General features: G+C 71.6%; 20 protein-coding genes and 2 pseudogenes. 18 read left to right on the top strand and 4 right to left on the bottom strand.

Annotation, left to right across the window (positions count from 1 at the left end; all coding sequences use genetic code 11):
* Nucleotides 1-239: 239 nt before the first annotated feature.
* Nucleotides 240-644 carry a hypothetical protein gene (locus BGM09_RS30250; protein WP_188284888.1) on the top strand — a complete coding sequence of 135 codons (405 nt, stop codon included), beginning with the start codon at nt 240-242 and terminating at the stop codon, nt 642-644.
* A 188-nt stretch (nt 645-832) separates the two neighbouring features.
* On the opposite strand, the pseudogene BGM09_RS38155 reads toward BGM09_RS30250, so the two are convergent.
* Nucleotides 833-1192: pseudogene (locus BGM09_RS38155) on the bottom strand (aminotransferase class I/II-fold pyridoxal phosphate-dependent enzyme); the annotation flags it as partial.
* Between the two features lie 23 nt (nt 1193-1215).
* Between BGM09_RS38155 and BGM09_RS39015 the strand changes: the two are divergent.
* From BGM09_RS39015 to BGM09_RS30265, 5 genes and pseudogenes are all read left to right on the top strand, one after another.
* Nucleotides 1216-1416 (top strand): annotated as a pseudogene (locus tag BGM09_RS39015) (recombinase family protein); the annotation flags it as partial.
* Between the two features lie 261 nt (nt 1417-1677).
* The gene (locus tag BGM09_RS39020; protein ID WP_317452955.1) at nt 1678-1893 is read left to right on the top strand and encodes a hypothetical protein; all 216 of its coding nucleotides are present in this window, start codon (nt 1678-1680) and stop codon (nt 1891-1893) included.
* On the top strand, nt 1890-2375 hold the full coding sequence (locus tag BGM09_RS38165; RefSeq protein WP_223187790.1) for a hypothetical protein: 486 nt from the start codon (nt 1890-1892) through the stop codon (nt 2373-2375). The genes BGM09_RS39020 and BGM09_RS38165 overlap by 4 nt, the downstream gene beginning before the upstream one ends.
* 136 nt (nt 2376-2511) lie before the next feature.
* The gene (locus tag BGM09_RS30260; RefSeq protein WP_188284889.1) at nt 2512-2868 is read left to right on the top strand and encodes a hypothetical protein; all 357 of its coding nucleotides are present in this window, start codon (nt 2512-2514) and stop codon (nt 2866-2868) included.
* A gap of 272 nt (nt 2869-3140) precedes the next feature.
* Nucleotides 3141-3536: a DUF6368 family protein gene (locus tag BGM09_RS30265; RefSeq protein ID WP_223187823.1), complete on the top strand. Its 396-nt coding sequence runs from the start codon at nt 3141-3143 to the stop codon at nt 3534-3536.
* Between the two features lie 272 nt (nt 3537-3808).
* On the opposite strand, the gene BGM09_RS30270 is transcribed toward BGM09_RS30265, so the two are convergent.
* Nucleotides 3809-4978, bottom strand: coding sequence for a pyridoxal phosphate-dependent aminotransferase (locus BGM09_RS30270; RefSeq protein ID WP_188284891.1), 1170 nt, complete (start codon nt 4976-4978; stop codon nt 3809-3811).
* A 381-nt stretch (nt 4979-5359) separates the two neighbouring features.
* Here BGM09_RS30270 and BGM09_RS30275 point away from each other — a divergent pair, with 381 nt between their 5' ends.
* The 11 genes from BGM09_RS30275 (at nt 5360) to BGM09_RS30325 (ending at nt 16786) form a co-directional block, all read left to right on the top strand.
* Nucleotides 5360-5884 (top strand): DUF2617 family protein, encoded by a 525-nt coding sequence (locus BGM09_RS30275; RefSeq protein WP_188284892.1) that lies wholly within the window; start codon nt 5360-5362, stop codon nt 5882-5884.
* 312 nt (nt 5885-6196) lie between these two features.
* Nucleotides 6197-7858: a polyamine aminopropyltransferase gene (locus BGM09_RS30280; RefSeq protein ID WP_188284893.1), complete on the top strand. Its 1662-nt coding sequence runs from the start codon at nt 6197-6199 to the stop codon at nt 7856-7858.
* Nucleotides 7859-8102: 244 nt separating this feature from the next.
* Nucleotides 8103-9167, top strand: coding sequence for a CoxG family protein (locus tag BGM09_RS30285; protein ID WP_188284894.1), 1065 nt, complete (start codon nt 8103-8105; stop codon nt 9165-9167).
* Between the two features lie 23 nt (nt 9168-9190).
* Nucleotides 9191-9994, top strand: a complete 804-nt coding sequence (locus BGM09_RS30290) for an aldose 1-epimerase (RefSeq protein WP_188284895.1) — start codon at nt 9191-9193, stop codon at nt 9992-9994.
* A 29-nt stretch (nt 9995-10023) separates the two neighbouring features.
* Complete coding sequence (gene pyrE, locus BGM09_RS30295) at nt 10024-10566, top strand: orotate phosphoribosyltransferase (RefSeq protein ID WP_188284896.1); 543 nt, start codon at nt 10024-10026, stop codon at nt 10564-10566.
* 268 nt (nt 10567-10834) lie between these two features.
* Nucleotides 10835-11857 (top strand): class II fructose-bisphosphate aldolase, encoded by a 1023-nt coding sequence (gene fbaA / locus BGM09_RS30300; RefSeq protein ID WP_188284897.1) that lies wholly within the window; start codon nt 10835-10837, stop codon nt 11855-11857.
* A gap of 165 nt (nt 11858-12022) precedes the next feature.
* Nucleotides 12023-12436 carry a DUF3151 domain-containing protein gene (locus tag BGM09_RS30305; protein ID WP_188284898.1) on the top strand — a complete coding sequence of 138 codons (414 nt, stop codon included), beginning with the start codon at nt 12023-12025 and terminating at the stop codon, nt 12434-12436.
* Nucleotides 12437-12720: 284 nt separating this feature from the next.
* Nucleotides 12721-13470 carry a DUF3152 domain-containing protein gene (locus tag BGM09_RS30310; RefSeq protein WP_317452956.1) on the top strand — a complete coding sequence of 250 codons (750 nt, stop codon included), beginning with the start codon at nt 12721-12723 and terminating at the stop codon, nt 13468-13470.
* Nucleotides 13471-13656: 186 nt separating this feature from the next.
* Nucleotides 13657-14493, top strand: coding sequence for a tryptophan 2,3-dioxygenase family protein (locus BGM09_RS30315; RefSeq protein ID WP_188284899.1), 837 nt, complete (start codon nt 13657-13659; stop codon nt 14491-14493).
* Entirely contained in the window at nt 14486-15823 is a 1338-nt protein-coding gene (gene kynU, locus BGM09_RS30320; protein ID WP_188284900.1) for a kynureninase, read from the top strand. Before BGM09_RS30315 ends, kynU begins: the two co-directional genes overlap by 8 nt.
* A 3-nt stretch (nt 15824-15826) precedes the next feature.
* Complete coding sequence (locus BGM09_RS30325; protein ID WP_188284901.1) at nt 15827-16786, top strand: alpha/beta hydrolase family protein; 960 nt, start codon at nt 15827-15829, stop codon at nt 16784-16786.
* 80 nt (nt 16787-16866) lie between these two features.
* Here the strand turns inward: BGM09_RS30325 and BGM09_RS30330 are convergent, their stop codons facing one another.
* Nucleotides 16867-17541 carry a Crp/Fnr family transcriptional regulator gene (locus tag BGM09_RS30330; protein ID WP_033174884.1) on the bottom strand — a complete coding sequence of 225 codons (675 nt, stop codon included), beginning with the start codon at nt 17539-17541 and terminating at the stop codon, nt 16867-16869.
* A gap of 322 nt (nt 17542-17863) precedes the next feature.
* Nucleotides 17864-18385: a MarR family winged helix-turn-helix transcriptional regulator gene (locus BGM09_RS30335; protein ID WP_188284902.1), complete on the bottom strand. Its 522-nt coding sequence runs from the start codon at nt 18383-18385 to the stop codon at nt 17864-17866.
* Between the two features lie 190 nt (nt 18386-18575).
* Here BGM09_RS30335 and BGM09_RS30340 point away from each other — a divergent pair.
* Nucleotides 18576-20618: FUSC family protein (locus BGM09_RS30340; protein ID WP_223187793.1), on the top strand; the 2043-nt coding region annotated here is incomplete at its 3' end.

Genomic DNA, 20618 nt, shown 5'->3' on the forward strand with positions numbered 1-20618 from the left:
CCACCGCCGCAGGGTCCTCGACCTGCTCGCCCGGCAGGCCGACCTGCTCTCCGGGAAGCGGTGCCGGGAGGATCGGCTGGCGCTGGCCGCGCTGGTGGCCGCCCGGCCATGGGCGGTCCCGTTCCTCTCCGACCCGCATCCGGGCGTGAGGACCTGCGCGGCCTTGTTCCTGGGGGAGGTGCCGGGCGACGACGCGTCGGCCCTCGACGGCCCTCGACGGCCTCAGGGAACAGGCCGCGGTGGAATCGGACCCGACGGCCCTGCAAGCCCAACTACTGGCTCTGGGCAGCCTGTCGGCGCACAGCGCGGTCACCGACGCGTTCTGGCTCCGGCCCTGTCTGACGCACGCCGACCCCCTGGTCCGGCTGGCCGCGATCCGAGCCGCCTTGCCGACCGTGACGACACCCGCCGCCGCCAGGGGACTTGGCCGCACGGCCGGAACCGCCTTCGTCGCGTTCGGTACCGCGTCCCTGCCCGACGTGCAGTGGCGGTCCCAGGTGCGTGAGGCGGTCCGCGGCTTCGCGGATCCGCTGCGGGCGCACCCGCGGGAGGCGCTGGAACTGGTCGGCGCGTTGGCCGGGGCCGCGAGGGCGGACCTGCGCCGCGCCGCCCTGGTGGCCGCTAACACCCAACTGCGGTACTGACGGCGTCCGTCGGCCGGGTTGTGGGAAGTGGTCGTCGCGGGACTGGACGACGAGGACCGGGTCCCCGCAGAAGCGCTCGACATGAACGGCTCCGCCTGGACGAACAGATCTGCCGCGCGGCCACGGAGGCGCTGGACCGTATCGGCTGAGCCACCTCGGCAGTCCGGCCCCCGCTCAGCCGTTGAACGCCTGCGGAACCTTGACGCCGCTTCGGTGAGGATTTCGGGGCGTTTGCAGAAGGGAAAGCGGACTTGGGTGCGGCCGGCGGTGGGGTGGTCGTAGAAGTCGGAGTTGGGGACGGCGACGACGCCGCATTTCTCGGATAGCGCGCGGCAGAAGGTCAGGGCGTCGGTGCCGGGGGAGAGGTGGGTGATGTCGGTGGTGATGAAGTACGTGCCTTGGGGTTCGTACACGGTGAAGCCGGCGTCGGTCAGGGCGAGGGCCTCGGCGACGGCGTACTGGAAGGGGCCGGAGGCGACGTAGGTCAGGAACTGCTTGGTGGTGCGGACGGCCGCGACCAGTCCACGCGACCCCGTCACCCAGACCACGCCGTTTTTATGCACTCATTCGTATTTCGCACAACAGGCCCACCAAGGGTGCCCCCAGCACCACGGTCGCCGGTGAGCCGACGACGGTCTACTGCCGCAAATCCCACGCCGAAGACGACGACAAGACGGGCGTCGACCGCCAGGAACGGATCTGCCGGGAGATCGCCGAGCGCCGCGGATTCGTCGTCAACCCGGCCCACGTCTTCGTGGACAACAGCCGATCCGCCTGGAGCCGCAAACGGAAGCGCCCCGGCTGGGACCGTCTGTTGGAGGAAGCCCGGGATCGCAGCTTCCGGCATCATCGCCTACCACCCCGACCGGCTCATGCGGCAGCCCCGCGACTTGGAAGAGCTGCTCCAGGTCTCCGACGACCACGCGAGATCGTTGCCCCGACGCTGGAGCAGTTCGTCAGCGACGCCGCCGTGAAACCGCTAAGCGAGCTTCGGGTGGACGGCCGACTCGCGACCAGCAACCTCCCCGATGGCGTGGCTGAGGAACTGAACGACGACCAGCGGCAACTCGACGAGCTCAACGAGATGTGGACGGCGAAGGAGTTGTCCACGGCGCAGTACCGGAAGATGCGCAAGGGGATCACCGACCGCATCGCAAAGGCCCAGCACAAGGTGGTCATCCGGCCTATGGTCCTCTCGACGGGCTCACGGGTGCGGGTGCACGGGCCGCTTGGGAGGCCGAGGACATGACGGACAAGCGCCGTAACGCGGTGCTGCGCTTCCTGTCGCGGGTGGCGAAGCCCCGCGAGGGTTCCGGTTCGGTGGGGGATGAGTTGACGGAAAGCAACGCCTTGCTGTCGCTGGTGAGCGAGGCTGTCCGATGTGAGCCTGGTGAGCGGATCGTCACGACGTCCGTCGTCTGCCCGCTCTGCGATACCGACACTTTCGAAGTGGCGGGCAACGAGTGCTTCTGCGAGGGCTGCTGTGTGCCCGCAGGGTTAGAAGACGGAGAATTGCATTCCTGCGAGTTGCCCTTCGTGCTCGCAGGATCGGTTGCTCGGCCCGATCCCGTATGTCCCGAAGGACACGATGTCTTCCAGGTGGCGCTCGCGTACGGGCTGGGAGAGGACCACGAGGTTCGGCGTCTCTCGGTCGGTCTTCGCTGTCCGATCGACGGTGCGCTGGACTTGCTGCTCAACAACGCGCCCGTGGTACCGCGACGGATCTCGTAATCGCCCAGGCTGCCATCAAGGTGGTGTGGACCGCGGAGTCAGACCGGCGCAGTTTCTCGGTGCGCGGCCGGTCAGCGTCTGTCCCGCCCCTGTGACGCCGATCCTCTCTGTCAGCGAGGCGTGCGAGGCTCTGGGTATGACCTACGACCTCGCTGTTTGGGAAGGTGAGCGACCGGCGGATGACAAGACTGCTGGCCGAGTCTTCACTGAGCTCTACGACCACTACATCGACGGGGAACTCGACCACCGTCCGACCGAACGGATCGCCGCTTACGTGGCCGCGCTCCTTGAGCGGTGGTGTGACATGACCGAGGACGAGTCGGACACTTCTCCCTGGGCGACCGGCCCGTTGATCGATGAGGCCAGCGGTCCGCTCATCTACTTCGCGATGCGTTGGAGCATGGCCGAAGAAGCGTCGGCTTACGCGGCGTTCTTGGCGGAGTCCATGGGTCTGGTCTGCTTCGACGTGCAGCAGGACGGGCTCAGGCCCTGAAGGGGGCGCCGGACGCCGGTGGCAGAAGTGGGGCGGTGGAGTTGGCGGCATCCGCCCAGCCCAGGCACGGTTCGTTCGACGACCAAGCGCCGTCTGGGCCGTGGTGCACAGCCAAGGGCCATGCCCGTTGAGCGACGAGCGACTCGCGCGCTGTGTCGCGTCCGCTGGTTCGGGTTTGCGAGGCGTGCACACTGAGAAATCCATTGGGGGATGGTGATCCAGCCTGGCTACTCTCCGAGCCATGAGCGGACCCCTGTTGGTGACCGAATTGGCTGAGGCCCCGTCGCACGCGGCAATCCTGCGGGTCCGCGAGTTCCTGGTTCGCCCTCATGGGATCCGGTATCGGCGACGAGGTCGTCTTCGAGGCCGAACATGCCGACGAGGTCGACCAGGAACCTCTTATCGGGTTCGCTCCGACCCACGCTGTCGATGTCGTCGCGTTCTGCAACAGTCCCGTCGACCACGTCGTGACGGCCCTGCTGACCGCCGCCGTCATGGACTTGATCGGCGGCATCGCCAACGTCGAACTACGGGAGGACCAGGTACCGATCGTGGCCGGCCTTCCGGGCATCGTCGCGACGGTGACCGATCCCTGGCTCGCCGCGTACGGCTCAGCCGACTTCCTCAGGGCGTGGGTCCAACAACCCGGCTTCCGACTCCTGAAGTAGCCGGGAAAGGACGTTCATGCGGTGAAGGCGCGACGACCACTGCGCTACGAGCCCCATCCTGCTTGCGATCGTACGAGCCACCTGCACTCCGCCGCGCTTCACACGCTGCGGTTCCGCCTACGGCTTCAGTTTCAGCGCCACATAAGTTTATGACGATTCGCTGCGTGCTGTGCGTGCAAGGCTCCGATAACTAGTGTTATCAAGAACCAAAATGGCTGATGTCGCAGGCCAGGGGCGGCATCGGCCTCATGCAGGAAGAAGAGCGTGTGAGTTCAGGACGTCAAGCGCTGCAGGCGGCTGGCGGCGTCGCGGAGGACTTCGGGGCGTTTGCAGAAGGCGAAGCGGACTTGGGTGCGGCCGGTGGTGGGGTGGTCGTAGAAGACGGAGTTGGGGATGGCGACGACGCCGCATTTCTCCGGTAGCGCGCGGCAGAAGGTCAGGGCGTCGGTGCCGGGGGAGAGGTGGGTGATGTCGGTGGTGATGAAGTACGTGCCTTGGGGTTCGTACACGGTGAACCCGGCGTCGGTCAGCCCTGCGGCCAGCAGATCGCGCTTGGCGCGGAGGTCGGCGGCGAAGTCGGCGTAGTAGGCGTCGGGCAGGGCGAGGGCCTCGGCGACCGCGTACTGGAAGGGGCCGGAGGCGACGTAGGTCAGGAACTGCTTGGTGGTGCGGACGGCCGCGACCAGTTCACGCGACCCCGTCACCCAGCCGACCTTCCAGCCGGTGAAGGAGAAGGTCTTGCCTGCCGAGGAGATGGAGACCGTGCGGTCGCGCATGCCGGGCAGCGAGATCAGGGGGGTGTGGACGCCGTCGAAGACGAGGTGTTCGTAGACCTCGTCGGTGACCACGAGGAGGTCGTGGTCGACGGCGAGGGCGGCGATCTCGGTGAGTTCGGCGGGGGTGAGGACCATGCCCGTGGGGTTGTGCGGGGAGTTGAGGAGGAGGAGCCGCGTACGAGGCGTGACGGCGGCGCGCAGGGCGTCGAGGTCGGGGCGGAAGTCGGGGGCGCACAGGGTCAGGGGGACGCGGACGGCGCCCGCCATGGCGATGCAGGCGGCGTAGGAGTCGTAGAACGGCTCGAACGCGATGACCTCGTCGCCCGGTTCGAGCAGGGCGAGCATCGCGGCGGCGATGGCCTCGGTGGCGCCCGCGGTGACCAGGATCTCGGTGTCGGGGTCCAAGTCGAGCCCATAGAAGCGGCGTTGGTGGTCGGCGACGGCGCGGCGCAGTTCGGGGACGCCGGGGCCCGGCGGGTACTGGTTGCCGCGGCCGTCGCGCAGGGCGCGGACGGCCGCCTCCCGTACGGACTTGGGACCGTCGGTGTCGGGGAAGCCCTGGCCGAGGTTGATCGCGCCGGTCGAGACGGCCAGCGCCGACATCTCGGCGAAGATCGTCGTGCCGAGGCCGTCGAGACCGCGGTTCAGCAGCGGCCTGTCCCGCATGCGCCCGCCCGTTTCCAGACTGCCTGTTTCCAGACTGCCCGTTTCCTGCCCGCCCATTTCCAGCACCCACTCTCCGTCGGAACCGTACGGGGACCGTCCCGGGACGCGTCCCGGGTTCCGTACCGTACGTCGTCCGCCGTCGGGGGTGTGCGCCGGGCGCGCCCGGGAGCGGTGTGGGAACGACGTAGTGAACACGTGAGCCCTTAAGCGCTCCAAGGGATGGAAAGTACGCACAGATGGGTAAAAACGCTGAGGACGGCGCGAGTTTCATGATTCCGTAGCTCTCGGATCTACCGGACCCCACGTGGGCACCGAGCCGCCGCGTCTCTCCGTCAGACGCGGGTCGGCCCATCATCCACTGCGTGCTTGCGGAGCCGACCCATGCTCACCACCCTCCAGACCGCCTACACCGACACCCGTGCCGGAGACCTCGCGTGGTGTCTCGGGAAGGACCCGCTGCCCGCGCTCGCCGTGCTCGACCTCGACGTCGGCGACGCGCGCGGGCTGCGGGCCAAGGTCCAGATGCGGCTGCTCGGCGCGTCCCACCAGGTACTGGTCGACACCGGTCGTGACGGCGGGTGTTCGGAGACCGTCGCGTGCATGCCGGGCAGCCAGGCACCGCTGCCGTTCGGCGTGGCGCGCAGGGTCGGCGGCTGGGACTACGAGTTCGCGGCCCGGATCGAGACGCTGTCGCAGGGCTCCTTCGCGGGCCGCGCCCAGGAGTTGCTCGCGCTGGTCGCCGACCACCCCAACGGCCTCGCCGGCACCTTCCCCGGCGACCCGCACGCCTTCACCGCGATGCTCGTGCAGTGCGCGGAGGGCAGCGTGCGGTGGCGCACCTGGCACGCGTACCCCCAGGAGGGACGGCTGGTGACCACCAGAACCCGGGTGAACGCCCTTCCTTGAAGGGGTGTTGGGGCGTACGACGCCGGCCCGTGCGGAGCCGGACCTCTCGACCCGTGCGGTACGGGCGTACGTCGGCAGCACCTCCGCGTGGGCGGTCCGCGGCGCGACTCGTGCACCCGTGCGCACCGATGGGCGAACGTCCGTACGCACCGATGGACGAACGCCCGTACGGTCAGCGGCACATACGTCCACACCGTGCGCCGCACCCGTACCCCCGTGCGCCGGTGCGGTCCGCGAAAGCGCCGTCAATCGCCCCTGATTACACCCCTGTGGGTGACTTGTGCCGCCACCGGACTGACATAGCGTGCACTCATGATCGACCAGCCAGGCCGCACCGCGGCACCACTCGACCTGCGGCTTCCCGTGGCCGCGGGCGCCGCACGCGCGCTGGTCCTGGCCGCCGTCTTCGTCTGCGCCGCCTGCGGTCTGGTCTACGAGCTCGAACTGGTCGCGCTCGCCTCCTACTTGGTCGGCGACTCCGTCACCCAGGCGTCGGTCATCCTCTCGGTGATGGTCTTCGCGATGGGCTGCGGCTCGCTGCTCGCCAAGCGGCTGCGGATACGGGCCGCGGCCGGTTTCGCCGCTGTCGAGACGGCGCTCGCGCTGGTCGGCGGGCTGTCGGTGATGGCGCTGTACGCCTGCTTCGCGTGGGCGGGACAGGCCCGACTGGCCATGATCGGCTGCGCGTTCGCGATCGGCGTGCTGATCGGCGCCGAGGTGCCGTTGCTGATGACGCTCGTTCAGCGCATCCGGCGGCAGGACGCGGGCGGCGCCGTCGCCGACCTCTTCGCCGCGGACTACGTGGGCGCGCTCGTCGGCGGCCTCGCCTTCCCCTTCCTTCTCCTGCCGCACTTCGGGCAGTTGACCGGCGCGCTGGCCACCGGCGTGGTCAACGCGGTGGCGGGCGGCGCGACCGTGCTGTGGCTCTTCCGCGGCGACCTGTCCACCCGCACCCGCTGGTGGCTGCTGGCCGCGAACGTCTTCGTGCTTGCGGTGCTCGGCGCCGCCGCCGCTGCCGCCGGGCCCTTCGAAGCGGCGGCGCGGCACGCGGTGTACGGCGGACAGGTGCGCGTCGCGGAGCAGACCGCCGTGCAGGAGATCGTCCTCACCGGCGGAACGAGCAGAACGGGCGGAAGCGGCGGAACGGGTGGAAGCGGCGGAACGGCCCACGGCGGCAGGACCGGCGCCCCGCTCCAACTCTTCCTGGACGGACGGCTACGGGTCTGCGGCACGGACGAATTCCGTTACCACCAGGCCCTGGTGCACCCCGCGATGAACGGCCCGCACGGCCGCGTCCTCATCCTCGGCGGCGGCGACGGCCTCGCCCTGCGCGAGACGCTGCGCTACAGCGGGGTCCGCGCCGTCACCGTCGTGGACCTCGACGACGAACTCGTCCGCCTCGCCCGTACCGACCCCGGCCTGTCCGCGCTCAACCGGCACGCGTACGACGACCCGCGCGTCACCGCCGTCACGGCCGACGCCTTCGACTGGCTGCGCGCGGAGCGGCGAGGGCCGTACGACGTGATCATCGCCGACCTGCCGGACCCGGGGATCTCGCGCAGCGCGAAGCTGTACTCGGAGGAGTTCTACGGGCTGGCCGCGCGCACGCTGGCCCCCGGCGGGCGGCTCGCCGTCCACGCGGGCACGCCCAGCGCCTCCACGCACACCTTCTGGACCATCGAGGCCACCTTGCGGGCGGTGGGGCTGCGGACGGCGCCGTACTGGATCACCGGCCGCACCTGCGGCGCGCAGGCGGGGCCCGACCGCTGGTCGGGCTCGGTACCGCCGTCCGCCACGAACTGGGGCTTCGTGCTGTCCGGCCTCGCCACCCCCGCCATCGCACTCCCGCCCCGCCACCCCCCTGACCTCTGGCTGACCCCCGCGCTGCTCCGCAAGGCCGCCGCCGCCCCGCTGACCAGCCGCCCCACCGAGTCCCTCCCGGCCTCGACGCTGCTGCGCCCGAGGGTGCGGTGACGGATCGGAGGGGACAGAGGGACCAGAGGGAGCAGAGGGCGCGGTGAGGGACGACGGGGAGGCGTGGACGCCGGGTGGCGTAAGGGGGCGGGACACCCGATGTACGGGTGCGGTCGCGCGGGCGGGTGCACGGCGGCGGGCGCGTCCGTACGGGTTCGGGCCGCGTGCGCCGTACGCCGTACACCCGTAAAAAGTTCCGGCCGCGAAGCCGCGTGGCACCGTCCCGATGGGTAGGCTCCGCCGCATGGAGCACGAGGTCTTCGTCCCGGTCAGCCCCACCCGCATCGGCCACGCCCTGCGCAGCCCCGCGCGCGTGACCGCGAGCCTGCCCGGCTGGCAGCCGGACGCGTCCGGCGCCGTGGAGGGGGCCGGGGGAACTGACGGGTCCGGCGTCGCGGGCCGCCTCCGCCTGCGGGTGGGCGGCTCCACGATCACGTACCGCGGCACGGTCCGCGTCACCGGCGCCTCGTCGCCCTTCGCGGCGGAGGCGAACGGTACGGAGGTACGCGGTACGGGCACGGTCAAGGCCACGCTGGAGATCGTCGTGGCCGAGACCTCGCACCCGGAGCCGGGCGCCCTGCTGATCTTCCGCGGCGCGGCGCAGGCCGAGGGCCGCCTGGCGTCGTACGAGCCGGACGTCGTGGAAGCGGCGGTACGGCGGCTGCTTGACCGTTTCTCCGCGGACCTGGCGGCGCACGCGCCGGAGGAGGCGGCGGCCCCGGAGGCAGACCCGGCCCCGGACCTGGAGTCGGACTCGGCCCCGGACTCGGACTCGGCCCCGGCCCCGGCCCCGGCGGAAGGCGCGGCGCCCTCGGACGTGACCGTCGAAGAAACGATCGTGCCGGCCGTCGAGGCGGAAGCGGCGGACGTGGTGGCCCAGGAAACCGCTGACGACGCTGCCGACACCCCGGAGGACCCGGCCGACACGCCCGCCGAGGATCCCCGGTCCACCGGGAATTCCGCCGACTCCGCCGAGCCCGAGGCGGACGTCGTGGACGACCTCGGCGAGCCCGCCCCGCCGTCCGACCTGGACGACTTCGAGCTGGTCGAGGTCGAGGTGGAGGTCCCGGAGAGCGCCGCCGCGCTGGACGACCTGGTGCCGCCCGCCGAGGCCGCGCACGCCCGCCGCACGATGATCGGCCGCAGCGCCGAGGAGGTCGACCACGCGCCGCCGCGCGGACGCTACGCGCCCGTACCCGCGCCGGACGCCACCTCCGCGGCGGCGACCCTGCGCTGGGCGGCCCCCGCCGCCGCGGCTCTCGTCGCGTCCGCCGTGGTCGTCGGCCGGGTGCTGCGACGCCGCAGGTAACACAGCCCGGTTACTCTCGTTCCGTGTCGAACGAGACGAAGCTGACGGCGGGCGACGCCGAACTGATCCTGCGGCCCCACGACGGCTGCCGGATCGCCTCATTGAAGGTCGGCGGGACCGAACTCCTGCGCCAGGGAGACAAATTCGGCGCCTTCTTGATGGTGCCGTGGTGCGGCCGTACGGAGAACGGGGTGTTCCGCAACGGCGGCGTCACCCATCAACTCCCCGTCGACGCGCCCCCGCACGCCATCCACGGCACCGGGCGCCACACCGCCTGGCAGGAGGCCGCGCCCGCTACCGAGACCACCGCCGCGTACTACTTCGACCTCGCCGAGCCGTGGCCGTACCCCGGACGGGTGACGCACACCGTCGAGCTGGCCCCGCACTCGGTGAAGCTGACGCTCAGTGTGGAGGCCGACGCGTCCGGCGACTCCTTCCCCGCGCAGGCGGGCTGGCACCCGTGGTGGCTGCGCAACCTCGGCCAGGGCGGCCAGGACGTCGAACTGGCCTTCACCGCCGCCTGGCAGGAGGAGCGCGGCGACAACCACCTGCCGAACGGCAACCGCGTCGACCCCGAGCCCGGCCCCTGGGACGACTGCTTCGGCATGCCCGACGGCGTGGACATCGCCCTCACCTGGCCCGGCGAGATGACGGTCCGGGTGACCAGCCCTTCCGAATGGGCGGTCGTCTACACCGAGCCGGCCGAGGCGGTCTGCGTCGAGCCCCAGTCCGGGCCGCCGAACGGCCTCAACACCCTGCCCCGCCTGGTCACCCCGATCGACCCGCTGGAGATCAGCACGGAGTGGACCTGGCACCGGATCGGCTGAGCCCCCGGCCTGCCGGGATACTGGTCGGCATGAGTGACCAGACGCGAGACGCGCTGCTGCGGCAGATCAAGGACAAGGCCGTGGTGCACGGCAAGGTGACCCTCTCCTCGGGGCTCGAGGCCGACTTCTACGTCGACCTGCGCCGGATCACCCTGGACGGCGAGGCCGCGCCGCTCGCCGGACAGGTGATGCTCGACCTCACCGCCGAACTGGACTTCGACGCGGTGGGCGGGCTGACGCTCGGCGCCGACCCGGTGGCCACCTCGATGCTGCACGCCGCCGCGGCGCGCGGGCAGCGGCTCGACGCGTTCGTGGTCCGCAAGGCCAACAAGGCGCACGGCTTGCAGCGCCGTATCGAGGGCACCGAGGTCAAGGGCCGCCGCGTGCTGGTGGTCGAGGACACCTCGACCACGGGCGGTTCGCCGCTGACCGCGGTCGAGGCGGTACGGGAGGCGGGCGCCGAGGTGGTGGCCGTCGCCGTCATCGTGGACCGCGGCGCGGCCGGGGCGGTCGCGGACGCGGGACTGCCGTACCTGGCCGCGTACTCGCTGGACGACCTGGGCCTCGCCTGAGTCGCCTGAGTCGCCCGAGTTGCGTGAGTCGCCTCAGTCGCCTCAGCCGTGCGGCCGTGTCGCGGTTCTGAGTGCTTCTGGCTGGCTCTGACCTGTGCTTTTCCGGCCTCCGGAGTGTTTCACGTGAAACACTCCGGAGGCCGTCGTCCACTGGGTGTGCACGAAGGTGGTGTATCCGTTCGAGTCTGGGAAGATGGGGGCGACAAAGACGTCGCCACGCCAGTAAGGCCACAGCAGGACCACCCGCAGATCATGAGGAGCGGACACGATGCCCATCGCAACCCCCGAGGTCTACAGCGAGATGCTCGACCGGGCGAAGGCAGGCAAGTTCGCCTACCCGGCCATCAATGTCACCTCGTCGCAGACCCTGCACGCCGCGCTGCGCGGCCTCGCCGAGGCGGAGAGCGACGGCATCATCCAGATCTCCACGGGCGGCGCGGAGTTCCTGGGCGGCCAGTACAACAAGGACATGGTGACCGGCTCGGTCGCGCTCGCGGAGTTCGCGCACATCGTGGCCGAGAAGTACCCGATCACGGTCGCGCTGCACACCGACCACTGTCCCAAGGACAAGCTGGACGCGTACGTGCGTCCGCTGCTGAAGGTCTCGCAGGAGCGCGTGGCCGCGGGCCGCGACCCGCTGTTCCAGTCCCACATGTGGGACGGCTCGGCGGAGAATCTGGACGACAACCTCGCCATCGCCAAGGAGCTGCTGGCCGAGGCCGTCAAGGCCAAGATCATCCTGGAGATGGAGATCACCCCGACCGGCGGTGAGGAGGACGGCGTCTCGCACGAGATCAACGACAACCTCTACACCACCGTCGACGACGCCTACCGCACCGTCGAGGCCGTCGGCCTGGGCGAGCAGGGCCGCTACCTGCTGGCCGCCTCCTTCGGCAACGTCCACGGCGTCTACAAGCCGGGCAACGTCGTCCTGCGTCCGGGCATCCTCAAGGAGCTCCAGGACGCGGTCGCCAAGAAGTACGGCAAGGCCAACGCTTTCGACTTCGTCTTCCACGGCGGCTCGGGCTCCACGCTCGAGGAGATCAACGAGGCGCTGGAGAACGGCGTCGTCAAGATGAACATCGACACCGACCTCCAGTACGCTTTCACCCGGCCCGTCGCGGACCACATGTTCCGCAACTACGACGGCGTCCTGAAGGTCGACGGCGAGGTCGGCAACAAGAAGACGTACGACCCCCGCGTCTGGGGCAAGGCCGCCGAGGCCGGCATGGCCGCCCGTGTGGTCGTCGCGGCCGAGAACCTGCGGTCGGCGGGCAACAAGCGCAAGTAGTCCTCCGGACGGGTTCCGGGACGGACTGCCTGACGTCGTCGGCCGTCGTACGGCTGGATGTGCGGGCGCCCGCCGGGCCGCTCCGCACGGTTTCGGGCTCGTCGCCGAAGGCCCCTGGCATCTGCCGGGGGCCTTTACGGTGGGGGCTCGGGCAGACTGGAACGCATGGCCATCAACGAGAACCTGCTCGGGGGACCCGCCCCCACCCATCTGCCCGAAGACCCGGAGCCGCGCGAACTGCTCGCCTCCGGCACCGCGCCCGCCGAGGTCGCGGCGAAATACCCGGCTTCCTCGCTGGTCTGGGCGCAGCTCGCCGACGACGCCTTCGAGGCCGGCAGCGTCGTGGAGTCGTACGCCTACGCCCGTACCGGCTACCACCGCGGCCTCGACTCGCTGCGCCGCGCCGGGTGGAAGGGCCACGGTCCCGTGCCCTTCGAGCACGAGCCGAACCGCGGCTTCCTCCGCGCCCTGCACGCGCTGGCCCGCGCCGCCCAGGCGATCGGCGAGCAGGACGAGTACGAGCGCTGCACGGCCTTCCTGCGGGACAGCTCGCCGACCGCCGCCGACACCCTGACCTGACGGCCGGACCGCCCTTCTTTTCCTGTTTCCCCCGCGTTCCCCCTGGGTCTCACCAGGGGGAACGCGCTTTGTCGCAGTCGTGCCGCAAGGGCGGACCGACGCCTCCGCCCCCGTATCAATGTGCGATTCTGATCCGTGTTGTCCACACGCAGCACGGGTGCGACCGGCCGGGGGGCCGGGGCCTCGACGACCGCTGCGCCAGCGCAGGGGGAGTTTTGGCACAGCGACGCCGTCAACCGGGCCGACGTCGGACGAAGGGCCGCGCCGCGATAGTCGGCTCCGCCTTGGCCGTAGGACTGATCATGGTGACCGCGGGCGTCGGGTACGCCACCTGGAACCATGGCAGGAACGCCGACTCCGCCGCCGCCATCGACCACGGCCTCGCCGCCACCACGGCACCGGCCCGCGACGGCGACACCGGAGGCGGCGCCCCGCCGTCCGCGACGGACAAGGCGGACCCGCCGAAGGTCCCCGTCTCCGGCACCGGCCGCTTCAGCACCGCCGACGCCAGCGGCAAGGCCACAGGACACGGCACCATCCGCCGCTACAAGGTCGAGGTCGAAGGCGGTATCGACCTGTCCGCCGCCGACGCCGCCCACGAGATCGCCGCCATCCTCGCCAACCCCCGCGGCTGGACCGCCGACGGCCACGACGGCTTCCAGCTCGTCTCCTCCGGCCGCGCCGACTTCGTCGTCAAGATCGCCACTCCCGACACCGTGGCCGACATCTGCGGCGCCGCCGGCCTCCTCACCCGCGGCGAGGTCAACTGCGACGTCGGCTCCACCGTCGTCGTCAACCTCAAGCGCTGGCTGCTCGGCTCCCCCGAGTTCAAGGGCCCCATCGAGGGCTACCGCGCCCTGATCATCAACCACGAGGTCGGCCACCGCATCGGCCACGGCCACGAGGGCTGTCCGGGCCCGGGAAAGCCGGCCCCGGTGATGATGCAGCAGATCAAGGGCCTGAACGGGTGCCGGGCGAACGAGTGGCCGTACGACGCGAAGGGGACGTACGTGGGAGGCCCGGGGGTGGAGTGAGCGTGGCGGACGGGCGTGCGGCGAACCCCACCGCGCGGCGGTGACCTGGCGGCGCAGCCCTCGTGCGGAGGCACCCCGGCGGCGGAGCCCGCAGGCTGGGGGGGCCGGGCCTTGCCGGATTGGGCCGCACCGCAGATGATCGCGGCGTAGCCCGGTGATCCCGGGTCCGCTTCTGGAGGTAAGAGCATGTCCGACGCACCGACCGATGAGGCGGCGACCCCGAACCTCTCGTTCGAGGGCAGCACGCCGTACGAGGACTACGTTCAGGCGTCCGTACTGACCCACATGCAGCACCCGCTGTCCGACGAGCCCGGCGAGATGGCCTTTCTGGTCACCACGCAGGTGATGGAGCTGTGGTTCACGCTGCTGGTCCACGAATGGACCACCGCGGCGGCGGCGCTCAGAGAGGACGACCTGCCGACGGCGATGGCCGCGCTCAAGCGCAGCCTGCCGGAGCTGGAGTCGCTGAACGCCTCGTGGAAACCGATCGCCAATCTCACCCCCGCCCAGTTCAACGCGTACCGGTCGGCCCTCGGCGAGGGCTCCGGGTTCCAGTCAGCGATGTACCGGCGGTTGGAGTTCCTGCTCGGGGACAAGTCCGCGTCGATGCTGGTGCCGCACCGGGGCACCCCCAGCGCGCACGCCGAACTGGAGAAGGCGCTGACCGAGCCGAGTCTGTACGACGAGGTGCTGCGGCTGCTCAGCCGCCGCGGCTATTCGGTGCCCGCCGAGGTGCTGGAGCGCGACCCGGCGCTGCGCTACGAGCCGCACGCGGAGGTCGAGCGGGTGTGGCAGAGCGTGTACGCGGACGCCGACCAGGACACCGAGCTGATCAGGCTCGGTGAGGCCCTGACGGATGTCGCCGAACTCGTCTGGCGCTGGCGCAACGACCACCTGGTGGCCACGCGCAGGGCGATGGGCGCCAAGTCGGGTACGGGCGGCTCGGCGGGGGTGGCCTGGCTGGAGAAGCGGGCCACGAAGAACGTGTTTCCCGAGCTGTGGACGGCGCGCAGCCATGTCTGAGGCCGTCGCGGCACGGGACGCCGCCCTTCAGGGCCGCGCGGACGCGTTGGACGCCGCCGACCCGCTGGCCGCCGTCCGGGACCGCTTCGTGCTGGACGACACGGTCTATCTGGACGGCAACTCGCTGGGCGCGCTGCCCACCGCCGTGCTGCCCCGGCTGAGCGACGTCGTCACCCGGGAGTGGGGCGAGCTGCGCATCCGGTCCTGGGAGGAGAGCGGCTGGTGGACCGCACCCGAGCGGATCGGGGACCGGATCGCGCCGCTGGTGGGCGCCGCGCCGGGGCAGGTCGTGGTCGGGGACTCGACCAGCGTGAATGTCTTCAAGGCGCTGGTCGCCGCCGTGCGGATGGCGCCCGCCGACCGCACCGAGATCCTGGTGGACGCGGCGACCTTCCCCACGGACGGCTACATCGCCGCGTCGGCGGCCCGGCTGACCGGTCACACCGTGCGCGCGGTGGACGCGGCCGAGATCGCGGACGCGGCCGGTGACCGTACCGCCGTGGCGCTGGTCAACCACGTGGACTACCGCACCGGGCGGCTGCACGACCTGTCCGCCGTCACGGCGGCCCTGCACGCGGCGGGCGCCCTCGCGGTCTGGGACCTGTGCCACAGCGCGGGCGCGCTCCCCGTCGCGCTCGACGCGGACGGCGTGGACCTCGCGGTCGGCTGCACGTACAAGTACCTCAACGGCGGGCCCGGCGCGCCCGCGTACCTCTATGTGCGGCGTGAGCTGCAACCGCGCTTCGACTCGCCGCTGCCGGGCTGGAACTCGCACGCCGACCCGTTCGGCATGGCCCCGCAGTACGCCCCGGCGGACGGCGCGCCCCGCGGGCGGGTCGGCACGCCGGAGATCCTGTCGCTGCTCGCATTGGACGCGGCGCTCGACGTCTGGGACGGTGTCGCCGTCGCGGACGTGCGGGCCAAGAGCCTGGCGCTGACCGACTTCTTCCTGGACTGCGTGGCCGCGCTGGTGCCGTACGGGCGCGCCGAGCCGATCACACCCGCCGACCACGCGGAGCGCGGCAGCCAGGTCTCGCTGCGCTGCGCGGGAGCGGGCGAGGTGATGCGCGAGCTGACCGCGCGCGGCATCGTCGGCGACTACCGGCGCCCCGACGTGCTGCGCTTCGGCTTCACACCGCTCTACACCCGGTACGCCGACGCCTTGCGCGCCGCCCGCGTACTGGCCGACGTCCTGGCCGGCGGACCGGACACGACCGTCGCGGCCGGGACGGCCGACGCCGGTGATACCGCCGGGACGGCCCACGCCGCCCGGCCCACCGCCGTACCGCAGGAAACCGAAACGCTCGACGTACCCGAAGGGACCACGTAACCGATGTCCGCTGCCGACCCCTCCACGTCCCCGCCCGCTGCCGATGCCGCCTCCGGGCGACGGGCGGCGGCCGAGGAGGCGTCGGCGTTCGGCCACGCTCCGGTGCCGCCGGACGCCACCGCGTCCTACGGCGACCACCCCGACCAGGTGGTCGACTTCTACCGGCCCGCCCCCGCCGAGGGCGCCCCCACCGGCCGTCCGGCCCCGCTGGTGGCCCTCTTCCACGGCGGCGCCTGGCGCGCCGCCTACGACCGCGCCCACGTCTCGCCGCTCGCGGCCCACCTCGCCACCCACGGCTACGCCGTCGCGTCGGTCGAATACCGCCGCGGCCCGGCCCTTGAGGCGCCGCAGGAAGGCCGCGACGGCTCGGGCCCCGCGCCCGACGCGCTGCCACCTGCCGGGCGCTGGCCCGACACCTTCGACGACGTGGCCGCCGCCCTCGACGCGCTGCCCGCGCTCGCCGTGCGGGCGCTCGGCGCCGACGCGGTCGATCCCCGCCGCACCGTCCTGACCGGCCACAGCGCGGGCGGCCACCTCGCGCTGTGGGCCGCCGCCCGTCACGTCCTGCCCCCTGAATCCCCCTGGCACCGCCCCTCACCTCCCCCTGTACGCGGCGTCGTGGCCCTCGCCCCGATCGCCGACTTCACCTCGGCGATCCGGCTGGGTGTCTGCTCCGGCGCGGTCGTCGACCTGCTCGGCGGTCCCGAACACCTGACGGCACGTCTGCCCGACGCCGACCCCGCCGCGCTGCTGCCCACCGGTATCGCCACAACCATCGTGCACGGCACCACTGACAATCAGGTTCCGTCGCAGGTCAGCCAGGCTTTCGCCCGTGCCGCGGCGGTCGCGGGCGAGGAGGTCGTCGCCGCGTGGCTGCCCGGCACCGGCCACTTCCCGCTGATCGACCCGTCCACGGCGGCCTGCGCGGCCGTCGCGGACGAGATCGCCCAACTCGCCTGGTAGCCGGGGCCGCCCGGCAGCGCGAAGGCCCCCGCCCGGTCGAACCGGGCGGGGGCCTTCGCGTGCGTGCGGTGCCGAGGGGGTCAGCGGGAGCGCTTGGCCAGCCGCTCGACGTCCAGGAGGATCACGGCGCGGGCCTCCAGGCGGAGCCAGCCACGGCCCGCGAAGTCCGCGAGGGCCTTGTTGACGGTCTCGCGCGAGGCGCCGACGAGCTGGGCCAGCTCTTCCTGTGTGAGGTCGTGGACGACGTGGATGCCCTCTTCCGACTGGACGCCGAAGCGGCGGGAGAGGTCGAGCAGGGCCTTGGCGACGCGGCCGGGGACGTCGGAGAAGACCAGGTCGGACATGACGTCGTTGGTGCGGCGCAGGCGGCGGGCGACAGCGCGCAGCAGGGCGGTGGAGACCTCGGGCCGTACGTTCAGCCAGGGCTGGAGGTCGCCGTGTCCCAGGCCGAGCAGCTTCAGCTCGGTCAGCGCGGTGGCGGTGGCGGTGCGCGGGCCCGGGTCGAAGAGCGACAGCTCGCCGATCAGCTCACCGGGGCCGACCACGGCGAGCATGTTCTCCCGGCCGTCGGGCGAGGTGCGGTGCAGCTTGACCTTGCCTTCGGTGACGACATACAGCCGGTCCCCGGGGTCACCCTCGTGGAACAGCGAGTCGCCACGCGCGAGCGTGACCTCCGTCATGGAGGCGCGCAGTTCAGCGGCCTGCTCGTCGTCGAGCGCCGCGAAAAGCGGGGCACGGCGCAGAACGTCGTCCACGAGCTCTCTCCTTGTCGACATCGCTGGGATTTCCCCATGATGCATGACGTCTCAAACAGTGCGATCAATCACAAGGATGTCTTATCCAGGCCCGTAGCCGTGCTCCGGGGGTCCGATTGGGGGTCCGATCGGGGTCCGTCAACGGCTCAGGAACGGCCGAACGGGTGGCTCCTGAGCGGGATTCCGCTATGAGCGAACAACATAGCGGCTGGGGCGTCGGAGTGGGCCCTTCGCGCAAGGCCGTACGAATTTCGTACGAATTCCTGCGCGCCGGACGGCTCGAACGCCCGCGTCGGCGCGGGTTTACCGGACCTTCGCGGATTTACGGGACCGGCACTGGTTCAGGCGCCGGTTCAGGTGCCTGCGCCGCCGCCACCAGGAAGCGCGCGGCCACCGACCGGTTGTATTTGGTGAACATCGCACCCAGCGTGCGCCGTTCCTCCTCGGTCCAGCCGTCGAGCAGTCCGGCCAGGCTCTCCGCGCGCCGGGCGCGTACCTCCTCCATCCGCCGCAGCCCCTCGGCCGTCGGCGTGACGATGCTGCGCCGCCGGTCGGTGGGGGCGGGGGAGCGGGCGACCAGGCCCTGGGCCTGGAGCGCGGCCGCCTGGCGGCCGGCCGTCGAGGGGTCGAGGCCGAGCGCGGCGGCGAGCGAGTTGATGTCCTGCGGGCCGCCCCCGGCCAGGGTGCGCAGCAGCAGGTACTCGGCCCGGTCCAGCGTGTCGTGGATGTCGGTGCGCCGGTAGAACAGCTCGAAATTCCTGACGAGCACGGCGGTCTGATGCTCGATCACATCGAGCGCGGCGGAGGTCCCCTCGGTCCCCTCCGCCTTCTCGGTCCCTGCCACGGCCACTCCAGATCCAGATATCGGTACGATGCACGTGTTAATATCGGCATCATACCGATGAATTCGGAGAGGTCGAGCGGGAGGGGACGCGGTGGGGTCGAGCGGCAGGATGCGCGAGGTCTGGGACCGGATAGTGGGGTCGGACCCGGGCCTTCACAGACTCCGCACGGCGTTCGGCGCGGCGGTCGCGATGAGCACCACCCTGGCGATCGAGTACGGCTACGGGCGCGCCACGCACGCGGGCCCCCAGGGCACCCTCGTCGGCATGCTGCTGGGCACCGTCATGGCGATGATGGGCTCGATGGCGCTGGACGGCACCCAGGTGCTGCCGAAGATCCGCACGGCCGTGTTCTTCCCGGTCGCCATCGGCACCGGCATGGTCATCGGGGTCTCGGTGGCCGGGCACACCGACGCGATGCTCGCGGTCTTCGTCGCCGTCATGTTCGTGGCGGTCTTCATCCGCCGCTTCGGACTGCCGTACTTCTTCTACGGCTTCATGATCTGGATGGGCTACTTCTTCGCCGCCTTCCTCAACGCCCGCCTCTCGCAGCTCCCCGACCTCCTCGCGGCCGTCGCCATCGCCACCGGCTGGGTCCTGCTGCTGTCCACCACCGTGCTGCGCGCCCACCCCCAGCGGACCCTGGCCCGTGTCCGCCGCGCGTTCGGCGCCCGCGCCGGGGCCGTCGCCCGGGTCTGCGCCGACCTCCTGGAGACCGACCCCAAGGACGTACGGCGGCTGGCCCGGCTCCGCCGCGAGCTGCACTCGCGCCAGCTCAGGCTCGCCGAGACCGCGCTGGTCATCGAGGGCTGGTCGGCCCACCCGGGCACCCTGCCGCCCGGCAAGTCCGCGTCCGGAGTCCGCCGCAGGACGCTGGACGCGCATCTGGCGGTGGACGCCGTGGCGACCGCGGCCGACGCGCTCGCGGGCACCGGAGGGCGCCTCGCGCCCGAGGCCGCGGCCATCGCCGCGCACCTGGCGCGCAGCGAATACGCGGCGGCCGAACGGCGGGCCAGGGACGTACTGGCCCTCGTCGACTCCGACGACCCGGTGACGGCCGCGCGCGCGGAACCGGCCACAGATTGCTTCGCCTACCACCTGGCCACCGCCGCCTGGGAGTTCACGCTGCTGGTCAGGGAGGTCAGGCGCGCCGCGGAGGCGGACGTCGGACGATCCCACAACGGAAGCGCGCACAAGGTGCGGCGCCCGAAGACCGCACAAGGCGCGGCGAATGCCCCCGGCCGCGACGCCCGTGTCTCTGGCGACCGCCGCCCCGCCCACGATGCCCACGACGACGCCCTCGACGCCCCCGCCGACTTCTCACCCGCCGTGACCCTGGCCATGGGCGGACTGCCCGGCTCAGCGGCGGTCGCGGGCGGCGTCTCGGCGCGCGGCGGCTGGCGGCGGCTCAGCGGTCTCTCGCTCACCACCCGGCAGGCGATCCAGGTGGCCGTCGCGGGCACCCTGGCCATTGTCATCGGCCGCGAGCTGTCGGAGGCCCGCTACTACTGGGCGGTGATCGCCGCCTTCATCGCCTTCACCGGCACCGCCACCCGCTCGGAGACCTTCATCAAGGCGACCAACCGCGTCGTCGGCACCCTGCTCGGCCTCGGCGCGGGCATCGGCCTCGCGCACCTGACCGCGGGCCACACCCTGTGGGTGATCGCGGTCATCGTGCTCAGCATGTCCTGCGGCTTCTACCTGGTCAGCCTCTCCTACGCGGCCATGATCTTCTTCGTCACGATCATGGTGTCGCAGCTCTACACCCAGCTCCACGAGTTCTCCGCCGGTCTGCTGATGCTGCGTCTCGAAGAGACCGCCATAGGCGCCGCCATCGGCATAGCGGTCGCCCTCGTCGTCCTGCCGACCAGTACGCGCGACACCGTCAGCAGTGCGCGCGGCAGCTACTTCGCGGCCCTGGGCGAGCTGCTGCACGCCACCGCCGCGCGCCTGGAGCACGACGGCCGCGCCGACCGGGCGGACGGGTCCACAAGCCCCGACGGCGCCGACCTCGACGCCCTGGTGCGTGTGGTGGACCACCGCCTTCAGCAGCTCGCCCTGGTGGCGCGCCCGCTGACCCGCCCCCTGGTGTGGGGCAACGACCCGCGCCTCGTACGGCACCGGCTCACCCTCTACGCGGCCGTCACCCGGCAGACCAGGGCCCTGGCGCTGGGCCCGCGCCGCTCACCCGGCCTCGCGCCCGCGCCGCACCTGGCGGAGGCCAGCCGCGCGCTC

Origin of the sequence: Streptomyces sp. CBMA29 (genome assembly GCF_014596445.1) — a bacterium.
Lineage (GTDB): Bacteria > Actinomycetota > Actinomycetes > Streptomycetales > Streptomycetaceae > Actinacidiphila.